Origin of the sequence: Heyndrickxia oleronia (genome assembly GCF_017809215.1) — a bacterium.
Taxonomy (GTDB): Bacteria; Bacillota; Bacilli; order Bacillales; family Bacillaceae_C; genus Heyndrickxia; species Heyndrickxia oleronia.
In genome coordinates this window covers 3,332,457-3,352,518 of record NZ_CP065424.1, presented here as the reverse complement: position 1 = coordinate 3,352,518, position 20,062 = coordinate 3,332,457, and the positions used below count along the sequence as shown (strand labels likewise).

Here is a 20,062-nt window from a genome sequence, read left to right as displayed (position 1 = left end):
TTAATATATGTAGGGCTGTTTAATAAAGGCTCCCCTTATATTAAACAGCCTCAAATGGTGTTTATTTGTGCAAAACCTATTTTACATGAATCGAGAATAGTTTTTCTATCCCCAAAAGGTCATTTTCGAAAATTATTTGTTCTTTTTTGATCAAAGCTAATGAATTTATTTAATATAATCATGACCTACTAGTTCATTAGAAATGACCTTTGTTGGAATAATGAACTCCACAGTGCCCATGTATCCAGGTGCAACTTCATATTCATTAAAAGTAATGACTAATTTATGATCTTTATTAATGTAAAAGCTTTGATTTGCTGAAATCTGATTAAAGGCTTCCGTTAGGTCAAGGTCTTCGATACCTGCATTATCAACCCAATAAATTTTATTTGGATCCTTTTTCATTTGGTCCCGCATTTGATTCTTAATATTTTCACTAATCACTTTAATATAGTCATGATCTTTAAATAGTATTGGAAGTGTTAGCAAGATTTGCTTTTCCTTATCAACGGTATCATATTGAACGGTTGTCGATGATGATGCTTGTGTATTAACAACATAGCGTTCAATTGATAGGATTTTATCATCATCTGTTTTAACCTCGTATCCAGAGTCTACACCTAAATGGCCGCCACCTTTTTTCTTAAGATTTTCTACTTCTTTTGTAAAATCATTATATAGTTTTTGATTTTCTGCTATATATTTTTTGTTAAGACTATTTTCTAATTTTTTATTGTTAAGGTTATTTACTTTAGGAACTTTTAAGTGAGCATTGTAATTTTCGTCATCCACATTTATTTCTTTGAAGGTGATCACCTCTACAACTGAACCTAAAACTGGGACCTTGGATAAGTTTTTTGCAAACGTTGGACTAATATTAACACTTGCAGTAAAAATGATTGCGGCTGCAGCTGCTCCAACAAGCCAGTGATAACGGAATGGCTTTTTGTTTTTGTGTTGTAAAGCTTTATTTACGACTTCATCGAGCTCTTTAGGAATTGGTGTATTTTTATATTCATTTTTTAATTCTTCTAATCTTTTATCCATTTTATTGCCTCCGGTATAATTGAGATAGTCTCTACTTTAAATTCTTTCGTCTTTCATTTTAATCCTTAAAATTTCAAGTGCTTTGTATAGACGAGTTTTCACTGTACTTACATTTATGTGAAGTATTTCAGCAATCTCATCTATTTTTAAATCTTCAAAATATCGAAGGATAATGACACTCTGATATTTTATTGGGAGATCTTCAAGTGATCTTTTTAAATCAATGTTTTGATAACTATCCTCTCTCCCGGTACTTAAGAAATCTAATGTTTCCTCATCAACTAAGGAGATTTTTTTTGTTTTTCTTAAAAAATCTAAAGATGTATTGACAACAATTTTATAGAACCAACTTTTTATAGACTGGGATTCCTTTAAAAAATCTTTTGCTATTAATGCTTTTTTTATTGATTCCTGAACGATATCTAAGGCATCTTCAGAATTTTTTACATAGCTATAGGCTAGCCGATAAAAATCTTCCTTATTTTCAATGATGAATTGTGTTAATTGGTCAATTGCCTTGCTTTTCTTCATGAAAAAAGAGCTCCTTTTTCTACAATGTGCTGCTTCGGCGCCTCCAAAAGCACCTTGACTTTTTCTTTGATACGGTATCTTTTTGGTGTTACGTTAAATAGACGTATAGAAAGAAGAAAAAGTTTGAAATAAATTTTGGAAAATAGAACCAAAAGTCCATTTAATTTTGATAGAGAGTAATCATGAAATTTCTACTATTTTAAGATATAATATAAGTAAAACTTATAGGAGTATGTACATGTCAACGAATGAATTCCAATTACTTTCAGTTCTGGCACAAGAAATGAATATGAGGAAGGCTGCTGAACGTCTTTTTGTTTCACAACCTGCATTGTCTCAAAGGCTGCAAAATATTGAAAAGCAATGGGGAACAAAATTATTTATTCGAACACAGAAGGGATTAACACTAACACCCTCAGGGGAGCTCATTATTCGCTTTGCAAATGATGTATTAGAACGAGAGGAAAAGGTGAAGGAAAGTATACAATCTCTCGAGTCAAAGGTTCATGGTACATTAAAGATTGCATGTGCGTCTATCGTTGGTCAGAACTGGCTTCCTAAGGTACTTAAGAAGTTTGTTGAAAAATATCCCCATGCAAAAATATCATTAATTACTGGGTGGAGTAGTGAGATTTTAAAATCTCTATATGATGATGAGGTTCATATAGGAATTCTTCGTGGGTCTACGGATTGGAAGGGACCGAAACTCCATTTATTCGAGGATACACTGTATTTAGTTGATAAAGAGATTCAGCATGTCGAGGATGTATTAAAGACAGACCGCCCATTTATACAGTTTAAAAGTGATTCAAATTATTACCAAGAAATTCAAGATTGGTGGCATCGTCAATTTCAAACAACGCCTAAGAATACGATTGTGGTTGATCAAATTGAAACATGTAAGCAAATGACTTTTAATGGAATCGGTTATGCGATATTACCTGCGATTACATTAACTGAATCTGCAAATAATATGTATAAGATTCCTCTGAAAGGAGATCATGATCAACGTCTGAAAAGGGATACATGGTTATTAGGATATGAATCTGCCTTTGAACTAGGTCAGGTTCAGGCTTTTGTTGAGATCGTCAATGAATTTTTAGAAACTCAGCCACATACTTTTTAGACATATTTCTTGTTTATATTGATTTAGTTTGTTAAAGTAATTTTCATACATATTAAAAATTAGTAGGGGGATTAATGCTGATGGATGCAAATGAAATTATTTCTTTTATTTCAAATAGTAAAAAGACGACACCTGTAAAGGTTTATATAAAAGGTGAGCTAAAGAAAGTTGATTTCGGAAGTAAGATCCAAACTTTTATTAACGAAAATAGCGGGGTTGTTTTTGGAGAATGGTCTGAAATTTCAGCTGTTATTGAAGCAAATAAAGAAAATATTGTAGATTATGTCGTTGAAAATGATCGTCGTAATTCTGCTATTCCTTTGCTAGATATGAAACATATTAATGCACGTATTGAACCAGGTGCAATTATACGTGATCAGGTTGAAATTGGTAATAACGCTGTTATTATGATGGGTGCAGTAATTAATATCGGTGCAGTTATTGGCGAAGGTACAATGATTGATATGAATGCTGTCTTAGGTGGACGTGCGACAGTAGGAAAGAATTGCCATGTTGGTGCAGGTGCTGTTTTAGCTGGTGTCATTGAGCCACCTTCTGCCAAACCTGTTATTATTGAAGATGATGTTCTTATTGGGGCGAATGCGGTTATTTTGGAAGGTGTAACGGTTGGTAAAGGTTCTGTTGTTGCTGCAGGAGCGATCGTAGTGAATGATGTACCACCGAATACTTTAGTTGCAGGTGTACCAGCGAAAAAATTAAAGGATATTGATGAAAAAACAAAATCAAAAATCGAAATTAAGCAAGAACTTCGTAATTTATAAGATAAAGCCTGGCAGCTGCCAGGCTTTTTGTAAAGGGGAATCTTATATGAGTCAAAGTCCATTTATAAAAATCAGACGTGATTTACATAAAATACCTGAACTAGGATTTCAAGAAGTAAAAACACAAAACTATCTCCTAAAATATATTGAATCACTGCCAAAAGATCGTTATGAAATTCGTACATGGCGCACTGGTCTTTTTGTGAAAGTGCTTGGAACAGCTCCCACTAAAACTATTGGCTATAGAACTGATATCGATGGACTTCCGATTGAGGAGCAAACCAATCTTCCTTTTTCATCAGAACATGAAGGAAGAATGCATGCATGTGGACATGATTTTCATATGAGTATTGCACTGGGGGTTTTAACACATATAGTAGAGCATCCAATTAAAGATGATATGCTGTTTATTTTTCAACCTGCCGAGGAAGGTCCAGGTGGGGCAGAACCGATGTTAAAAAGCGTGGAATTTCAGGCGTGGAGGCCAGATCTAATTCTTGCCTTGCATATTGCGCCAGAATATCCAGTCGGAACGATTGCGATAAAAGAGGGCTTATTATTTGCGAACACGTCTGAATTGTTTATTGATCTGAAGGGTAAGGGAGGACATGCTGCGTATCCTCATCAAACGAATGATATGGTCGTAGCTGCTTCTTATTTGGTCACACAACTTCAATCCATCATTTCACGGAATGTTGATCCACTGGATAGTGCTGTTATTACCATTGGTAAAATAACCGGAGGAACGGTCCAAAATATAATTGCTGAAACCGCAAGATTAGAAGGAACAATTCGTACATTATCTGTTGAGTCAATGCAAAAAGTAAAGAAAAGAATTGAGGCATTAGTTAAAGGCATCGAAAATGGGTTCGAATGCGAAGTGAAAATAGACTATGGTTCCATGTATCATCAAGTGTATAATCACGAACAACCAACGAAAGCCTTTATGAAGTACTTGGAAAAAAACCAAAATGTAAGTTTATATGTATGCAAAGAAGCCATGACAGGAGAAGACTTTGGTTACATGCTAAAAGAAATTCCTGGATTTATGTTCTGGCTAGGAGTAGACTCCCCCTATGGCCTACACCACGCCAAACTAGAACCAAATGAAGACGCCATAGACTTTGCCATTTCTGTATTAACAGATTATTTAGTGGGGGTCTGACCCCCACTGCTTTAAAGTGTTACAGTATACATTGAATAGTCTAATTATTTGAATAATTTTGAGTTGTAAGGAGTGTATGCAGTGATCATTAATATGAAGAATGTTTCGTGGAAACGGGAAGAGAAGTGGATTTTGAAGGAATTTTCATGGGAAGTGAATGAAGGGGAACATTGGTGTCTATTAGGTCTTAATGGCTCTGGAAAAACCACTCTTTTAAATATGATTAATGGATATATATGGCCGACAAAGGGGGAGGTTCACGTATTAAATCATTCTTTTGGTCGTACGGATATTCGCGAACTCCGTAAATCAATCGGCTGGGTCAGTTCTTCTTTACAGCAAAAAATACCTGATCACGAGATTGTTGAGGATATTGTACTAAGTGGAAAGTTTGCTAGTATTGGTTTGTATGAAAATGCAAATAAAAAAGATAAAGATCAGGCACTTCAATTACTATCATTATTTAATTGTGATCATTTAACGATGCGAAGATATGAAACCTTATCACAAGGTGAGCGGCAACGCATTTTGATTGCTAGGGCGATGATGGCGTCTCCTAAACTATTAATTCTTGATGAACCGTGTACGGGTTTAGATATTATATCAAGAGAGCATTTTTTACAAACCATTGAACGTTTAGCGAAACAGCCAGATGGACCAACATTAATTTATGTAACTCATCATGTCGAGGAAGTTCTTCCATGCTTCGAAAAGATGATATTGTTAAAAAATGGTGAGATCTTTCAATCAGGTGCCACGAAAACTCTATTAAATGCTCAAAATTTATCTGAATTTTTTCAAGTACCAATAACTGTTGATCAAAAGGAGAATAGATCTTGGCTTTCCTTAGGAGAAACGGTCAAAACAAAATAGAGATTAATTGTTAAAAATCTTAAATCATTCACGATTTAAGATTTTTTTGTGGGAAATATTTCATTATACAGAATTTAATGTAAAATAATATTGAATAAGAGATGAATATTTCAAATTGAAAAAAAAGTGAAAACCTTTTTGTTTGATAAACGTCTAAAAAGAGAAGAAAAATTAGGGGGAAAATAATGAAGCAATCCAAAAAGACAATATTCGTTCTAGCAATCATTTTCTTATTTTCTATTTTTTCAATCAAACCTGTTTTTGCAAAAGAAACAATACAAATAGATGTAGATGCAGGGTTGAATGGAAATATCAAAAGTGGTAGGGGATTCCCTATCTTTCTCACGATCAAAAATAATGGTGAAGATTTTAGCGGCTCTCTTCTAGTTAACTTTGCTCCTTCCTATAATGCAGGTGGTATGAAAGCAATCCATGTTGAATTACCTGCTGGGACAACAAAGAAGTATACGGTTGCTTTACCCGGACTTTCAGAGGATATTGGCTATGAACTGACAAGAAATCCGATCGTTCATCTATATAAAGGAGATTGGCGAGAAGACAATGAAGTAAAGGTGAGTGGAAAAAGAACCTTTAGCCCAAAATTTATCCAACAGGATGAAAAATCGGTTGGAATCTTAAGTGAAAATCCTGATCGGTTAAAAGAATTAAAGTCGATTCCCGCTACAGCAGGAAATGTTGAAGTATATCCACTTTCGAAGAAGCTTATTCCTACTGATTCGCTTGGGTTAGATTTATTGGATTATATCATCGTAGATGAATATGCCTTAACACAATTAGATGAGAAACAACAAAAATCGCTCCATGATTGGATCGAAGCTGGTGGAGTCCTAATTGCAGGTGCCACACCAGAAGGTTTAGATTCTTTCGGTTTATTAAAAGATAATATGCCAATGAGTATAAAAAGTGAGAGAGTGCTTACGAATCTATCTTTTTTAACCGTGAATAATGAGGAGAATCCGGATTTTACTCAATTACCTATTTTTATTGGCAACATCAATGAAAAAGCAATAGTGATGACAGAGGTTGAATCTACCCCAGTGATTGCTCGCAAACAGATTGGCAAAGGGGAAATAATCCAGACAGCATTCTCCTTAGGAGATGAACCACTTTCTTCTTGGAAAAACTATCATACTTGGCTAGGAAGTTTGTTATCACAATCAGATAGCTCATATATACCATCGATCATGCAAAATAATGGTAGGGGATTTTATGATAATTTCTCCTATGAACTTGTTGATATCAATGAATTATTTGAATCCTCACAGTTTTCATTAGGAGTTATTTTATCAATACTAGCAGGTTACTTTATCATAATTGTTCCACTTCTTTATATTATTTTACGCAGGTTGGACAGGCGTGAACATGCATGGTGGCTCATTCCTGTTATTTCAATAGTCTTTTCACTTGGCATCTTCTTAACAGGTGCAAAGGATAGAATTGCATCGCCGCAAATTAATCAAATGGCATCCCTTGAGGCTGATGGCAATGGTGGTTTATCCGGTATTTATGGAGCATCACTAATGTCAAATACAAGTGGTGATTATACATTTATTTATCCGAAAGGTGAATTTAATGGAAGTCCAATTGTAAGAAATGGTGCGGGAAGTATAGAAAGCCTATCCAGACAAGCGGTCATTGAAAATAAATTGAAAACTGATCAGATTACATTTAATAAGGTTGAATATTGGTCGACGCGATCCTTGTTAGGGTATACGCAAATCAAGAAAGCAGGACAATTTCAAGTTCAACTGTCTATAAATAATCAGAAAATAACTGGTAAAATTAAAAATCAATTTCCGTATGATTTTGACGAAGTGTATATATGGTCCGGTTATCGAACATATAAATTAGGTAAATTGTCGAAAGGCCAGACATTAACTGTTAATGAAAAAATGCTTGATTCCTATTTATTAGCACCAATTCATAATGGAAATCTGAGCGGATATCCTTCTAATGTCACCACAGACGAAATATTTAGATTGAAAAAAGATCGATTAGAGTGGATTGCTGGATTTCTTTCAGATCGTATGAATAAAGAAAGTTTACCAGTCGTTTATGGAATAACCAAAAGTCCGGTTATTGAAGCAGAGTTGGAAAAAAAGAAGGCAAAGATGCGAAATCTTTCTCTCATTTATCAACCATTTGAAATAACTGGAATTATCAATGGTCCGTTTACTTTGAATCAAAATTCTATTAGAACGAAAACATCCGTGATTAGAGGAAATATTTATGAAGAAAATGTAGGGAGAGGCAATGAAATAATGTTAGAAGATGGGGAATATGAGATTAATTATTATTTGCCAAAACAATTGATTTCTGACAGAACAGAAATTCAACAATTGTCTTTACAAATAGAGCCTAGTAATTTTGTAGATTATCAACTGTATGATTTTACTGCAAAAAAATATATACCAATCGATGAGAAAAATAAAGTAACTGTATTTGATAAACAAATAGATCGATATTACAGAAATGGTACGTTTAAGATAAAAATATTAAAGCTTGGTCAAGGCGACCCACATGTCTTTTTACCAAACTTAACTGTGAAAGGTGAGGTTCGTCCATGATTGAAATTCATAATTTGACTAAAAAATATGGCGCATTTACTGCATTAGATACTTTAAATTTAACAATTGGAAAAGGATGCGTTTTCGGTTTTGTTGGGCAAAATGGTGCTGGTAAATCGACCACTTTTTCAATCTTGGCGACATTGCTATCTCCTACTTCAGGGACTGCCTATATTAATGGCTTTAATATTACAAAGGAACCAAAACAAGTTCGCAAACAAATAGGATATATGCCTGATTTCTTTGGTGTATATGATCACTTAAAAGCTGATGAATATTTAGATTTTTACGGTGCAAGCTACGGAATTGATACAAAAACAAGGCAGAAATTAATTCCTCAATTACTTGAGCTTGTTAATTTATCACATAAACAGCATTCCTATGTCGATGTCCTATCACGTGGGATGAAACAGAGACTATGTTTGGCAAGATCTTTGATCCATGATCCAGAAGTGCTTATTTTGGATGAACCTGCATCAGGCTTAGACCCAAGAGCAAGAGTCGAAATGAGAGAAATTCTAAAGGAATTAAAATCAATGGGTAAAACCATTTTGATTTCTTCGCATATCTTGCCAGAATTAGCTGAGATGTGTGATGAAATTGGTGTGATTGACAATGGTAAGCTTGTAGCACATGGATCTGTTGCAGAGATACAAAAGCAATTGCAAGCAGAGAAAATAATTATTGTTAAGGTTAATCAACAGCGAGATCTAGCCATTGCCTTTTTTGAAGACCATCCGAAAGTATCTCAAATGGAAAAATTAGAGGATGAATACAGCTTCCAGTTTTTCTTTAATGGGAATGATGAAGAACAGTCACAGTTGTTAAGACATGCAATTTTACAGGAAATACAGATTATTAGCTTTAAAGAGTTTGAAACGAATTTAGAAGATGTCTTTATGGAAATTACGAAAGGGGTGGAGTAAGGTTGAAGTCCTTTCTTATTAATCCAGTTTTGAATAAAGAGTTTAAACTAAGGTTTCGCTCTTTGAAAACATTTATCGGGTTATTCGCATACCTCCTAGCCATAGCATTGATTGTCATCGGATTTATACTTTTGATGACAGAATTCAGGGGGAGCAGTTATTTCCGTCCTGAACAAAGTAGGGAATTATTTGTCATGCTATCCTTTATACAGCTAGCACTTATTCTGTTTATCACACCTGGTTTAACCGCAGGTGTGATTAGTGGGGAAAGGGAAAAGCAAACCTTAAATATATTATTAACAACTGTACAAAGCTCAACGAGCATTATTTTAAGCAAACTTTTTTCATCATTCTTGTATTTGCTTTTATTAATTGTCGCAAGTTTGCCACTATATAGTATGGTATTTCTCTTCGGTGGAGTGGCACCTGCGACATTGCTTGCTGTATTTGGTTTATATGTGTTTACAATAATTGTCTTTGCGAGTATCGGGGTATTCTTTTCGACAATTATCCGGAAAACCATTGTATCAATTGTAACCACATATGGAGTTACACTTCTATTAGCAGGAGGTACAGCTTTTTTATTTATGATCGTACTAAGCATGACCCAAATGCACAACTATACGGTGCAAACTCCACCAACCAATCCAGCAGGTTATTTTATTGCGATGTTTAATGCACCAATGGTATTGGCAGGTATTGTTATGCCCGAAATTGTTGATGAGATTTACAGAACTACAGGCATTGACTTCCCATTATGGATTAGCCATATCATTTGCTATTCAATCATTGTTTTACTTTGTTTATTTTTAAGCATTCGTAAGCTTAGACCTAATATGAAAGTGAAAAAATAGGTGATATAAGATGAATGAGAAGAAACAATTATTTTCGTTATTGAAGGATGTTGAAAGACAACTGTGGTATGTACATATTATAAGTTTTATTCAGTTTTACCTATTAGGAATTGGCATCTTCTCATTCCTTTTATTCTTATTCGCACGCTGGATAGTCATTCCTTATCCAGAACGTTATTTAATTGGGGGTTGCCTTTGTATATTCGTCGTAGTATGTATTTTCTTCATTAAATTTCGACCGAGAAAAAAGCAAGCTGCAAATATTTATGACGAATTTATTGCTGAAGATCGAGTAAAAACGGCACTATCTTTTATTGCAGAAGATGGAGAAATCTATCAACTACAACGAAAAGATGCAATTAGGCTAATGAAAGAGAAGAGAAACAAAATCTTAAAAAGGAAGAAAAAATGGCTCCATCCTCAAATTATCCTTTGTGTAGTAGTCTGTTTGGGGGGGATGATATTATCTATTGTCTTCCCAAATGAAAAGATGGAATTGGCGGATAAAAAAGAAAAAGAAACCGAGCTTGTGAAAAAGACGGAGAAAAAAATCGATCAACTAAAGAAAAAGGAAAAAAATAAAACGGTAAAAAAAGAATTGGAAAAAATGAAGCAAGAAGTAAAAAAGGAAAACAAAGCTGAGGAAGCACTAAAAAAATTAGCTAAGGAATTAAACCAGCTAGAATTAAAACAATTAAAGGCAAAAGAACAACAGCAACAATTAAATCAGCTAAGAAATGAGCTTAACGGTGCTAATTTAAAGCAATTAGCAAATGCCATTGATAAAAAAGAGATGAAAAAGATTACTGAACAGTTAGAAAAACTAAAAAACAATTGGGACCAGTTAACCGAACAGCAAAAACAGGCATTAGCGAAGCTGACAAATCAAAATGAATTAACAATAGAACAATTAGCTCAATTAGAAAAGCAGTTAAAGATGGCAATCCAATTAGCAGCCCAATTGAATGACGCCAATTTATCACAAGAGACAATAAAAAATATCGCTCTTAGTTTACAACAAGATATGATGAAAAATGGCATCTTGTCTAATGAGCAGATTGCCTTGTCTAGCAACGATCCCTTGAATCAGATGGACTCTGATAATCTAGTTAATGAGGATAACAACGGTAGCAGCGATGGTCAAAGTCAAGGCCGGGGACAAGGTCAAGGTCAGGGACGAGGTCAAGGCCAGGGACAAGGAAATGGACAAGGACAAGGTGGAGTTGGAACAGGCCAAGGAAATGGAACTGGATTAGGAGCTGGGAAAGGACAAGGTTCCAGAGATTTTCTTACAATTCCTGAAAACATTTCAGGTAAAAAAAATATAGAGAACGACTTTGGAAGACTTGGTCAAGGAAATAGCAAAGAGCAGTTTTCTGGGAATAGTCCCATATTAAAAGGGTCTGTACGATCCTATGAAGAGGTTTTTCGGGAATATGAGAAATCTTTTAGAAATAGCACGGAGCGTGTTCAATTACCAAAAGAACTAGAGTCAATCGTTAAGCAATATTTTTCCGAGTTAGATCCTGATTAAGAGGTGGATAAAGGATGCAAGAGAGAACAAAAGAAGAAATTTTTCAGGAAGCTACTGAGTTGCTCAGGCAAACGAAAGAAGAAATTCAATCATTCATAGTTGGTCAATCAGAAGTAATTGACCAAGTGCTGTGGACTATATTTGCTGGTGGTCACGCATTATTAGAGGGTCTTCCCGGTCTTGGTAAGACGATGCTGATTCGTACCATTTCAGAGGTTATCGATCTTTCCTTTTCGCGGATTCAATTTACACCTGATCTCATGCCCTCCGATATTACGGGAACAATGATCATTGAACCAGATGAAGTAGGGAAACAGCAATTTGTCTTTCATCGTGGACCGCTATTTTCTCATATCGTTTTAGCGGATGAGATTAATCGGGCTACGCCCAAAACGCAAAGTGCTTTGCTTGAGTCGATGGCAGAAAAAACCATCACGATACTTGGAGATACAAAAACATTGGAAGCTCCATTCTTTGTGTTAGCCACTCAAAATCCAATTGATATGGAAGGAACCTATCCTCTACCAGAGGCCCAAATGGATCGATTTATTAGTAAAATTAATGTCGAATATCCATCAAAGGAAGAGTTAAAAGAAATTATTTTAAGAACAACAGGTACGGAAAATCCTCCACTAAATAAGGTGATGTTGCGTTCTGATGTTCTAACTATCCAAAAGCTTGTAAAAGAAATTCTTGTTTCAGATGAAATTCTTAATTTTGCAGTGAATCTCGTTACGGCAACTCATCCACTTTCAGAGAATGCGCCGGATAAGGTGAATCAGTATGTTCAATTAGGGAGTGGTCCTCGTGGATTGCAAAGCCTTATTCAAATGGCGAAAGCACGTGCTTTGTTCGCGGGACGTTTCCATGTCTCAATAGGTGATATTAAGCAAGTCGCCAATCCTGTTCTTAGACATCGCTTATTGCTTAATTTTGAAGGAGAGGCCGCAGGAGTTCAGTCAGATGCATTGATACATGAATGTATCGAAGCTGCCCAGAGAGCTGGAGTTGTATCCAAATGAACGGCGTTTCAAACGAACTATTAGGAAGGCTGCGAAAAACGACATTAGTGGTTCAAACGAGAAAACGTGGTGCACATAAAGGATTAAGACGATCTCATAAATTTGGTTCATCATTAGAATTTTCGGATTTTCGTGCTTACCAACCAGGTGATGATTTGAGACAAATTGATTGGAATATTTATGGTCGCACTCAAAAGCACTATATTAAAAGGTACTTGGATGAACAGGAAGTGAAAACTGCCATCTATTTAGACTGTACAAAGTCGGTTAGCATCATCCCTAGCAAATGGGAACGAGCGAAACAGCTAGCTGCTACACTTAGCTATATCGCATTATCAAACGAAGATCAAGTATCATTCACTCCTGTTGCCAATGGTAATCCACGAGTCATTCAACGGAAAGGTGCTGTTCAGGCGAAGGCAACTTTATTTGACATTATCAATCTTTCAAATGAATCGACTTCTCTAACATTTACAGAATCATTGCATACACAACTGCTGAAAGATAAACAGCTGACGATTATTATTACAGATGGATTAGAAGCATTAGAGAAATATGAGGCAGTGCTAAAGAAATTAGCTTTTCTCAATGGCGATGTTTGGTTTATTCAAATGCTAAATAAGCTAGAACTAGAGCCGGATTACCAGGGTGATGTGAAATTGATTGATAGTGAGACATCTAGTGAATTGAATATAAGTATGCGTCCCAAAATAATAAGCCAATATGAGCAGCGTCTACATGAACATCTTAAAAACTTAAAAAAAATATGTGATAAATATGGCTTTCGCTACCTACTAGTAAATGACGAAAAAACAGTGGATGAAATCCTTCTGCGAGATTGCATTTCCCATGGTTGGATTAGATGAGGTGATATGTAATGGGTGTAACGAATCCAATCTATTTTCTATTAACTATATTTATAGCGGGAGTCATTATTTTTTATTTATTTCGAAAACAATACGAGAAAAAAATAATCCCATCCAATTTATTTTGGGATCAGGTAATGAATGAGTGGCAAGCATCCCCATGGATTGAAAAACTGCAAAAAAACTTATTATTATGGCTGCAATTGGCGATTCTTACACTTTTAATGTTTGCCCTTATTAATCCTTTTTGGTTGAAAAAAGGGATAGAGGGTGAGCATTTCATCTTTATTATCGATACGTCAGCATCTATGTCGGCAAGAAACGGGGTAGAAACGAGATTTCAATTAGCAAAAAAGGAAATAAGTAATTTAGTCAATCAACTTAATGGACAAGATGTTACTTTAATTACTATTGGAAATGAAGCGAAAATTGAATTGAAAAATGAAACAAATTTTAACTTGATCCAATCAAAAATTAAAGAGCTATCGCTATCTTATCAAACTAGTAATATGAATAAGGCGGTGCTATTAGCTGATTCGCTGACAGGAAAAGATCATACGTCTATACATATTTTTTCTGATGCTGTAACAAAAGATACTGTACCGAAAATGAAGAATAAGATTCCCCTTCATGTTCATAATGTCGGAAAAAATGGTGATAATCTATCCCTACTATCCTTTGGAGTGACAAAGAAGAAGGAAAAAATCATTGGTGCTGGGGTCATTAAAAATCAAAGCAATCGAGAACAGAAGGTAGAATTTTTTATTCAGAATAACGATGATACACTTTTTTCAAAAAAGTTAATCATTCCAGCAAATGGTCAAAAGATTATTGAGGTTCCGGACCTAGTTGTAAAAGATTATTATACAGCTAAAATTGTAGCAAATGATATATATCCGATTGATAATACAAGAACGGCTGTCTATTCAAAATCACTCTCAAAGCTATATGCGGTCGGAGAAGTGAATCAGTTTGTTATTAAAGGTTTTCAGACGATTGGAATCCCTGTTACGCAGATATCGGAAAAGGATTGGAATGAAGAAAGTTCGGATGGAATTATTTTAATGGAGGGAAGATCGTCAGAAACATGGCCACGTTCACCTTTAATTATATTCAATCCACAAAAAGGGAAGGAAATTGCTCTTAAACGTTCTATCTCTGTGATAGATGATCCATTACTGCAATATGTTGAGTTTGATCAAACCTATATTCAAAAGGGAACAAAGACAAACCATCCTTATCTAGAAACGCTTGCTAGAAGTGGTGATTTACCATTGTTAGAAAAAGGTGAATATATGGGAAACCGTGTGGTCAGTATTGATTTTGCAATTGAAGATTCCGATTGGCCACTAAAGCCGGGGTTTCCAATCTTTTTATATCAATCCTTTCAATGGCTATCTGAACAACAACATTTCAAAGGTTTTTTCCTACCGGGTGAAAAGAAATGGATGTCTACAAGTGGAAACTCTGACTGGAAAGTATTTGATGAATCTGGGAAGTTTTTAAGCTCTTATCAATTGGACAAAGAAAGCTTTGTAGCCCCGAAAAAACCGGGTCTTTATCAAATTATTGCCGGTGACCAATCCATGTATATTTCAGTTGTTTTGGATGAAGAAGAACAGTCGGTGCAGGTCGAACCATCATTTGTTATGAATCAGCCGAAGGATCAAGTAAGTCAATCTACAAAGGCAACGAAGTATTCATTCCTTTGGTTTTGGTTAACAGTGGCTGCCTTTATTATTTTATTGATTGAATGGGAGGTTTATAGTCGTGCACATAGACGTTAAATATCCCATCCTGTTTCTATTAATGATTCCCGTTATATTTGTCTTAATTTTGTTTTACCGTAAATCAAATAGAATCAATTCGTTAGAAAAGAAATGGATTGTTTTATTGCGTGCATTCATCTTTTCCCTTTTAATTTTTGCTTTAACCTTACCTGAAATGCTATTGCCGATAAAAGGAGAAAATGTCATTTTTCTCGTAGATCGTTCAGCAAGTATGAAGGGTTCGGAAGAGCAAATTCTAACATGGATTAATAAAAGTGTTCAAAGTAAGAATAAGATGGATTCCTATGCCATTGTATCGACTGGTAATCATGCAGCTGTTGAGCAATCTTTAACAAAAATGGGGGATCCAATACAAGAATTTTCAACACAAGTTGGCGGGGATAATACAAATATTGAGCAAGGAATACAGCTCGCCTCAGCCTTAATTCCTAATCATCAAAAAGGAAGAATCATCTTGTTTTCAGATGGGAATGAAACGAATGGAAAAGCTATAGAGGCAGCAAAACTTTTAAAACATCAAAATATTGAACTTGATTATGTGGATGTATCTGGTGAATCAGGTAGTGATGTTGCATTGACAGAATTCAAAGCTCCTGCATCTTTATACCAAGGGGAAAAAGCCCAGTTAAAACTAATTGCTAATAGTACAACAAATAAGGCAGCTACTGTTCGAATCTCTTTAAATAATCGTGAAATAATGAAAAAACAGGTAGAAGTCAATAAAGGTGAAAATGAATTTACTTTTTCACATGAGGTAGACGAGACTGGAATGTTTGTATATAAGGCAGAGATTATTGCTGATGATGAAGCATATTTAGAAAATAATGAACTATTTGCTGTGTCGAATGTCAAAGGAATACCAAAGGCTCTAATTGTACAAGGTGAAGGTAATGAACAATTATCGAATATCCTGAGGTCTTCAAATATTCAGGTAGATTTACTCACCGCGAAACAATTACCAACCACATTATCTGGTTACTTACCTTATCAATCAATAATTTTTGATAATGTAGATGCAACCTCCATTGGTGAAAAGCAAATGAAAATTATTGAAAAAGCAGTAAAGGAATTTGGCGTGGGCTTCGTGATGACAGGAGGAGAGAATAGTTTTGGTCTGGGGGGCTATTTTAAAACACCTATAGAAAAACTTCTTCCTGTAACGATGGATATTAAAGGGAAGAAAAAAATGCCAACTCTTGGATTAGTGATTGTCATGGATCGTTCAGGCAGTATGAGTGGGCAAAAACTTTCTTTAGCAAAAGAAGCGGCTGCAAGATCAGTAGAGTTAATGCGTGAAGAAGATACACTTGGCTTTATTGCCTTTGATGATCGACCATGGGTCATAGTTGAGACCGAACCGATCAGAGATAAGAAAAAGGTAATGAAAAAAATTCGTTCTGTCACTGAAGGCGGTGGTACGGAGATTTATACATCATTAAAAATGGCTTATGATGAATTAATGCCATTAAAGTTACAGAGGAAGCATATTATTTTATTAACAGATGGACAATCCTCTAATGCGGATTATGAAACACTTATTGAGGAAGGGAAAAAAGAAAATATTACGATCTCAACGGTTGCCTTAGGACAAGATGCGGATATTCGATTATTAGAAAGCTTAGCTGAATATGGTTCAGGTCGATTTTATAACGTAACCGACTCAACTGTAATCCCTAGTATACTATCACGTGAAACAGTTATGGCATCGAGAACCTATATAGAGGATAATCCTTTTTATCCAGTCATTCAGCCTTATCCAGATTGGCTCAAGCATTTTAAGAATGGGGTTCCACAAATGAATGCCTATATTGCAGTGACACCTAAACAAACTGCTCAAGTTTCCGTTGTAAGTGAAAAAGAGGATCCGATTTTAGCAGAATGGCAATATGGGCTTGGAAAAACAATTGCCTATACCTCAGATACTAGCGGAAAATGGGCAGGTGATTGGGCACGCTGGAATGAGTGGCCAAACTTTTGGAGTCATCTCGTCACAAAGACTTTTCCATCCTATGAAAATATTCCTTATGATATGAGGGTAACAGAAGAAAATGGCAAGACATTGCTTCAATTAAAATCCAATGAAGCAGCCATTTTACCATTAGAGGCAGTAGTCGTTTCTCAATCGGGGAATGAGATGAACGTCCAAACTAAAATGGTTGCCCCAGGCGAATATGAATTAAAGATGGAGGATACTCCAGGTATGTACTTTTTAATGGTTAAACAGCATACCGGAGAGGAGACAGAACAGGCTTTTCAAACAGGATTTACCATTCCATATTCAAAAGAGTATTTATTAAAGGAAGTAAATCAACCATTTTTGAAAGATTTGGCAGGGGTAGTGAATGGTAAAGAATTAGAAAATGAACAAGCTGCTTTTTCACCAACTATAGGGGAATCTTATCATAGACGTCCAATTGCTGAATGGTTGCTGTTAACAGCTTTTCTAGTATTCTTTATTGAAATTGCATTAAGAAGATTCGGATTTCAACCACTTATAAAGTTGAAAAATCGTAATGTGAAAGATAAACAAGAAACTACAGTAAATCCCATTCAAACACTAATCAATACGAAAAAACAAAAAAGTAAGCCGAAAATAGTGTTAAATAGACGAACAGAGGAGAAGCAAACGGAAAAAAGACATAAAGAGAAAAAAGAAGAAAAACCTTATCCAAAAACAGAAGGTTCCGATCAAGAAGATAGAATGCAGCGATTATTAAATGCAAAAAAAGGAAAAAGAAGATAATGGAGAATCAGTTATATTACTGATTTCTCCTCACTTTTTCTTATTTCCTGCACATATCTTTAAAACCTGCATATTATTTTAATGTTTGTTTGATTAAGGGGGAAAAGTAGTGCTTATTTCATTCGTTCCAGCAGCTATTTCTTTTGTTAGTGTCACTGTTTTGTGTCCATTTTTAATTATTATTTTAAAAAAATTACAATTAACTCAGCCGATAAGGAAGGAGCTACCAGCAGACCATCAGTTAAAGAAGGGAACCCCATTAATGACTGGGAGTATCTTTCTAGTGGGAATATTTGTTGCATTATTATATAAACAAAATCCACTTATGATATTTTTAGCGACTACCTTTATGCTGTTTAGTTTTATCGGTTTTTTAGATGACTATTGGAAAGCGTCCCGTCAGGATCCAGGCGGCGTTTCTGGAAAAACGAAATTAGTATTTCAATTTTTATTTACAGCGACATTATTATTTATTCTAGTCAAATATTTTCAGATCAATCCTGAGATTCACTTGACACAAAATTTCTCAATTCCTTTACCGAGTGCTCTCTATTTTTTTGTGATTATGTTTTTTATTGTTGGGTCTGCTAATGCGATAAATTTCACGGATGGGATGGATGGACTTCTTGGTATTGTTGCCATACCTACTTATTTTTTCTTCTTTTTCATTTCAGAACGGCATGAGGTGCAAGTTTTTTCATTAATTATGATTGCTTGTATTTTAGGTTTTCTTATTTATAATATTTATCCGGCAAAGGCATTTATGGGAGATACTGGTTCTTTAGCTATAGGAGGGTCCCTTGCTTTTCTTGCAGTGCTGGAAAAGGTGGAGATCTTAATTCCTTTACTTTTTATTATATACTTTGCAGAACAGTTATCCGTTATCTTACAGGTTACATATTATAAACTGACAAGAAAAAGAATCTTTCGGATGACACCTATCCATTTTCATTTCGGTTTAAAATATGGTTGGTCTGAGAATGTTATTGTTACAGTATTTGGATTTGTGTCATGGATATCCACTTTTCTTTCCATCATGTATTGGAAATTTTTAATGTAGAAATAAAATGGGGTTGTCTAAAAAAGGGAACTAATCCCTTGGTAGACAACCCCATTTATTATTTCGTGCTGATTAATTTTCACTTTCTACCTTATTAAGCTCAGCGTCAATGGCTTCCTTAATGATTTTACGAAGCTTTCTTTCGATTTCAGCCTGTGTGCCATTTTTTGTTCTAGCGATTACCCTAAGAACAACCTCTGAACTCCCAATAGATTGAACACCGAGCACATTTGGTCCTTCAACAATATTTTCTTCGCATTCAGCCATTTTGTCACATTCTCTTTGGATAACCGTCATTGCCTGATCAATGGAAAGTTGATTCCCGACAGTAAAATCAACTAGTGCTTGCATATTCCCTCTCGTATGATTACTTAACGTTGTAATTTGACGATTAGGTAAATAGATTAATGTACCATCCGTAGAACGAATTTGTGTTGTACGTAAACCGACCTGCTCAACTACTCCTGAAAAGCTACCAATTGTCACATAATCATCTACATCCACTTGTCTTTCTAATAATAAAAAGAAACCAGTAACAATATCACTAACAAGTCCCTGTGCACCGAAACCTACAGCTAGTCCTACAATACCTGCCCCAGCTATTATTCCCGTTGTATCTATGCCTATCTGCTTTAATAAGGTAATGACTAAGAAAAATATAAGAACATAGGAAAAAATACTATCCACTAAATTTTGTAATGTTTTCGATCTGCCTGCTGAAACACTGTTTTTGCGTTGATATCTTTCAAAACTTCCATGTATGAGTTTCATGCCAATTGCTCTAATAATCTTATAAACAACATAGATAATAATAATCTTAATAATAAATAATCCTGCATCGATGGAGAAGTTTGTCCAATCGAAGTTGGTTATTTTATCAGTAATTTGATCCACTTGCGTTATTTGCTCCATTTGTTACATCCTTTCATTTTGGGTTGCTTCTTTTTGAACAAGGCAATTTGTTCTATTCCCTTCATTAGAAATGATAAACGTATTTTATGAAAATTGCATCCCTTGTTTTTAGTGTTTATTTTTATGTGAAATTTAAGAAATCTTTTAGTTAACTGGAGTGATTTATGTATGTGAAGAATTAGAAAGCGCAGAAAGAAATTCACCTGCACCTTCTGTACAATTTATTTAAATTTAAAAAGAATA

At 35.0% G+C, this 20,062-nt stretch carries 16 protein-coding genes; 13 read left to right on the top strand and 3 right to left on the bottom strand.

Annotated features, from left to right (window positions below; genetic code table 11):
• Positions 1 to 165: 165 nt before the first annotated feature.
• A complete protein-coding gene (gene rsiV, locus I5818_RS16735) occupies positions 166 to 1,047 on the bottom strand; it encodes an anti-sigma-V factor RsiV (RefSeq protein WP_071976577.1) in 882 nt (293 codons plus the stop codon).
• Between the two features lie 36 nt (positions 1,048 to 1,083).
• Positions 1,084 to 1,578, bottom strand: a complete 495-nt coding sequence (locus I5818_RS16730; RefSeq protein WP_071976578.1) for an RNA polymerase sigma factor SigV — start codon at positions 1,576 to 1,578, stop codon at positions 1,084 to 1,086.
• A gap of 238 nt (positions 1,579 to 1,816) precedes the next feature.
• Here I5818_RS16730 and I5818_RS16725 point away from each other — a divergent pair, with 238 nt between their 5' ends.
• From I5818_RS16725 to mraY, 13 genes are all read left to right on the top strand, one after another.
• Positions 1,817 to 2,704, top strand: coding sequence for a transcriptional regulator CcpC (locus I5818_RS16725; protein ID WP_058002470.1), 888 nt, complete (start codon positions 1,817 to 1,819; stop codon positions 2,702 to 2,704).
• Positions 2,705 to 2,778: 74 nt separating this feature from the next.
• A complete protein-coding gene (gene dapD / locus I5818_RS16720) occupies positions 2,779 to 3,486 on the top strand; it encodes a 2,3,4,5-tetrahydropyridine-2,6-dicarboxylate N-acetyltransferase (protein ID WP_071976579.1) in 708 nt (235 codons plus the stop codon).
• A gap of 46 nt (positions 3,487 to 3,532) precedes the next feature.
• Entirely contained in the window at positions 3,533 to 4,651 is a 1,119-nt protein-coding gene (locus I5818_RS16715) for an N-acetyldiaminopimelate deacetylase (protein ID WP_078110965.1), read from the top strand.
• Positions 4,652 to 4,744: 93 nt separating this feature from the next.
• Positions 4,745 to 5,524, top strand: a complete 780-nt coding sequence (locus I5818_RS16710; RefSeq protein WP_071976702.1) for an ABC transporter ATP-binding protein — start codon at positions 4,745 to 4,747, stop codon at positions 5,522 to 5,524.
• A gap of 185 nt (positions 5,525 to 5,709) precedes the next feature.
• Positions 5,710 to 8,112 carry a DUF8725 domain-containing protein gene (locus I5818_RS16705; RefSeq protein ID WP_078110966.1) on the top strand — a complete coding sequence of 801 codons (2,403 nt, stop codon included), beginning with the start codon at positions 5,710 to 5,712 and terminating at the stop codon, positions 8,110 to 8,112.
• Positions 8,109 to 9,038 carry an ABC transporter ATP-binding protein gene (locus I5818_RS16700; protein WP_071976582.1) on the top strand — a complete coding sequence of 310 codons (930 nt, stop codon included), beginning with the start codon at positions 8,109 to 8,111 and terminating at the stop codon, positions 9,036 to 9,038. Before I5818_RS16705 ends, I5818_RS16700 begins: the two co-directional genes overlap by 4 nt.
• A gap of 2 nt (positions 9,039 to 9,040) precedes the next feature.
• A complete protein-coding gene (locus tag I5818_RS16695) occupies positions 9,041 to 9,892 on the top strand; it encodes an ABC transporter permease (protein WP_071976583.1) in 852 nt (283 codons plus the stop codon).
• A 10-nt stretch (positions 9,893 to 9,902) separates the two neighbouring features.
• Positions 9,903 to 11,426 carry a DUF8809 domain-containing protein gene (locus I5818_RS16690; protein WP_078110967.1) on the top strand — a complete coding sequence of 508 codons (1,524 nt, stop codon included), beginning with the start codon at positions 9,903 to 9,905 and terminating at the stop codon, positions 11,424 to 11,426.
• A gap of 14 nt (positions 11,427 to 11,440) precedes the next feature.
• Complete coding sequence (locus I5818_RS16685; RefSeq protein ID WP_058002478.1) at positions 11,441 to 12,448, top strand: AAA family ATPase; 1,008 nt, start codon at positions 11,441 to 11,443, stop codon at positions 12,446 to 12,448.
• Entirely contained in the window at positions 12,445 to 13,314 is an 870-nt protein-coding gene (locus I5818_RS16680; RefSeq protein ID WP_058002479.1) for a DUF58 domain-containing protein, read from the top strand. Before I5818_RS16685 ends, I5818_RS16680 begins: the two co-directional genes overlap by 4 nt.
• 11 nt (positions 13,315 to 13,325) lie before the next feature.
• The gene (locus tag I5818_RS16675; RefSeq protein WP_071976585.1) at positions 13,326 to 15,101 is read left to right on the top strand and encodes a vWA domain-containing protein; all 1,776 of its coding nucleotides are present in this window, start codon (positions 13,326 to 13,328) and stop codon (positions 15,099 to 15,101) included.
• Entirely contained in the window at positions 15,085 to 17,847 is a 2,763-nt protein-coding gene (locus I5818_RS16670; RefSeq protein ID WP_071976586.1) for a VWA domain-containing protein, read from the top strand. The genes I5818_RS16675 and I5818_RS16670 overlap by 17 nt, the downstream gene beginning before the upstream one ends.
• 109 nt (positions 17,848 to 17,956) lie before the next feature.
• On the top strand, positions 17,957 to 18,907 hold the full coding sequence (gene mraY, locus I5818_RS16665; protein ID WP_139254918.1) for a phospho-N-acetylmuramoyl-pentapeptide-transferase: 951 nt from the start codon (positions 17,957 to 17,959) through the stop codon (positions 18,905 to 18,907).
• A 72-nt stretch (positions 18,908 to 18,979) separates the two neighbouring features.
• On the opposite strand, the gene I5818_RS16660 is transcribed toward mraY, so the two are convergent.
• Positions 18,980 to 19,819, bottom strand: a complete 840-nt coding sequence (locus tag I5818_RS16660) for a mechanosensitive ion channel family protein (RefSeq protein ID WP_065107207.1) — start codon at positions 19,817 to 19,819, stop codon at positions 18,980 to 18,982.
• Positions 19,820 to 20,062 lie beyond the last annotated feature (243 nt).

Bases quoted from the DNA above. Each gene is read 5' to 3' on its own strand.
- rsiV (WP_071976577.1), bottom strand. From the start codon at position 1,047: ATGGATAAAAGATTAGAAGAATTAAAAAATGAATATAAAAATACACCA.
- I5818_RS16730 (WP_071976578.1), bottom strand. From the start codon at position 1,578: ATGAAGAAAAGCAAGGCAATTGACCAATTAACACAATTCATCATTGAA.
- I5818_RS16725 (WP_058002470.1), top strand. From the start codon at position 1,817: ATGTCAACGAATGAATTCCAATTACTTTCAGTTCTGGCACAAGAAATG.
- dapD (WP_071976579.1), top strand. From the start codon at position 2,779: ATGCTGATGGATGCAAATGAAATTATTTCTTTTATTTCAAATAGTAAA.
- I5818_RS16715 (WP_078110965.1), top strand. From the start codon at position 3,533: ATGAGTCAAAGTCCATTTATAAAAATCAGACGTGATTTACATAAAATA.
- I5818_RS16710 (WP_071976702.1), top strand. From the start codon at position 4,745: ATGAAGAATGTTTCGTGGAAACGGGAAGAGAAGTGGATTTTGAAGGAA.
- I5818_RS16705 (WP_078110966.1), top strand. From the start codon at position 5,710: ATGAAGCAATCCAAAAAGACAATATTCGTTCTAGCAATCATTTTCTTA.
- I5818_RS16700 (WP_071976582.1), top strand. From the start codon at position 8,109: ATGATTGAAATTCATAATTTGACTAAAAAATATGGCGCATTTACTGCA.
- I5818_RS16690 (WP_078110967.1), top strand. From the start codon at position 9,903: ATGAATGAGAAGAAACAATTATTTTCGTTATTGAAGGATGTTGAAAGA.
- I5818_RS16685 (WP_058002478.1), top strand. From the start codon at position 11,441: ATGCAAGAGAGAACAAAAGAAGAAATTTTTCAGGAAGCTACTGAGTTG.
- I5818_RS16680 (WP_058002479.1), top strand. From the start codon at position 12,445: ATGAACGGCGTTTCAAACGAACTATTAGGAAGGCTGCGAAAAACGACA.
- I5818_RS16675 (WP_071976585.1), top strand. From the start codon at position 13,326: ATGGGTGTAACGAATCCAATCTATTTTCTATTAACTATATTTATAGCG.
- I5818_RS16660 (WP_065107207.1), bottom strand. From the start codon at position 19,819: ATGGAGCAAATAACGCAAGTGGATCAAATTACTGATAAAATAACCAAC.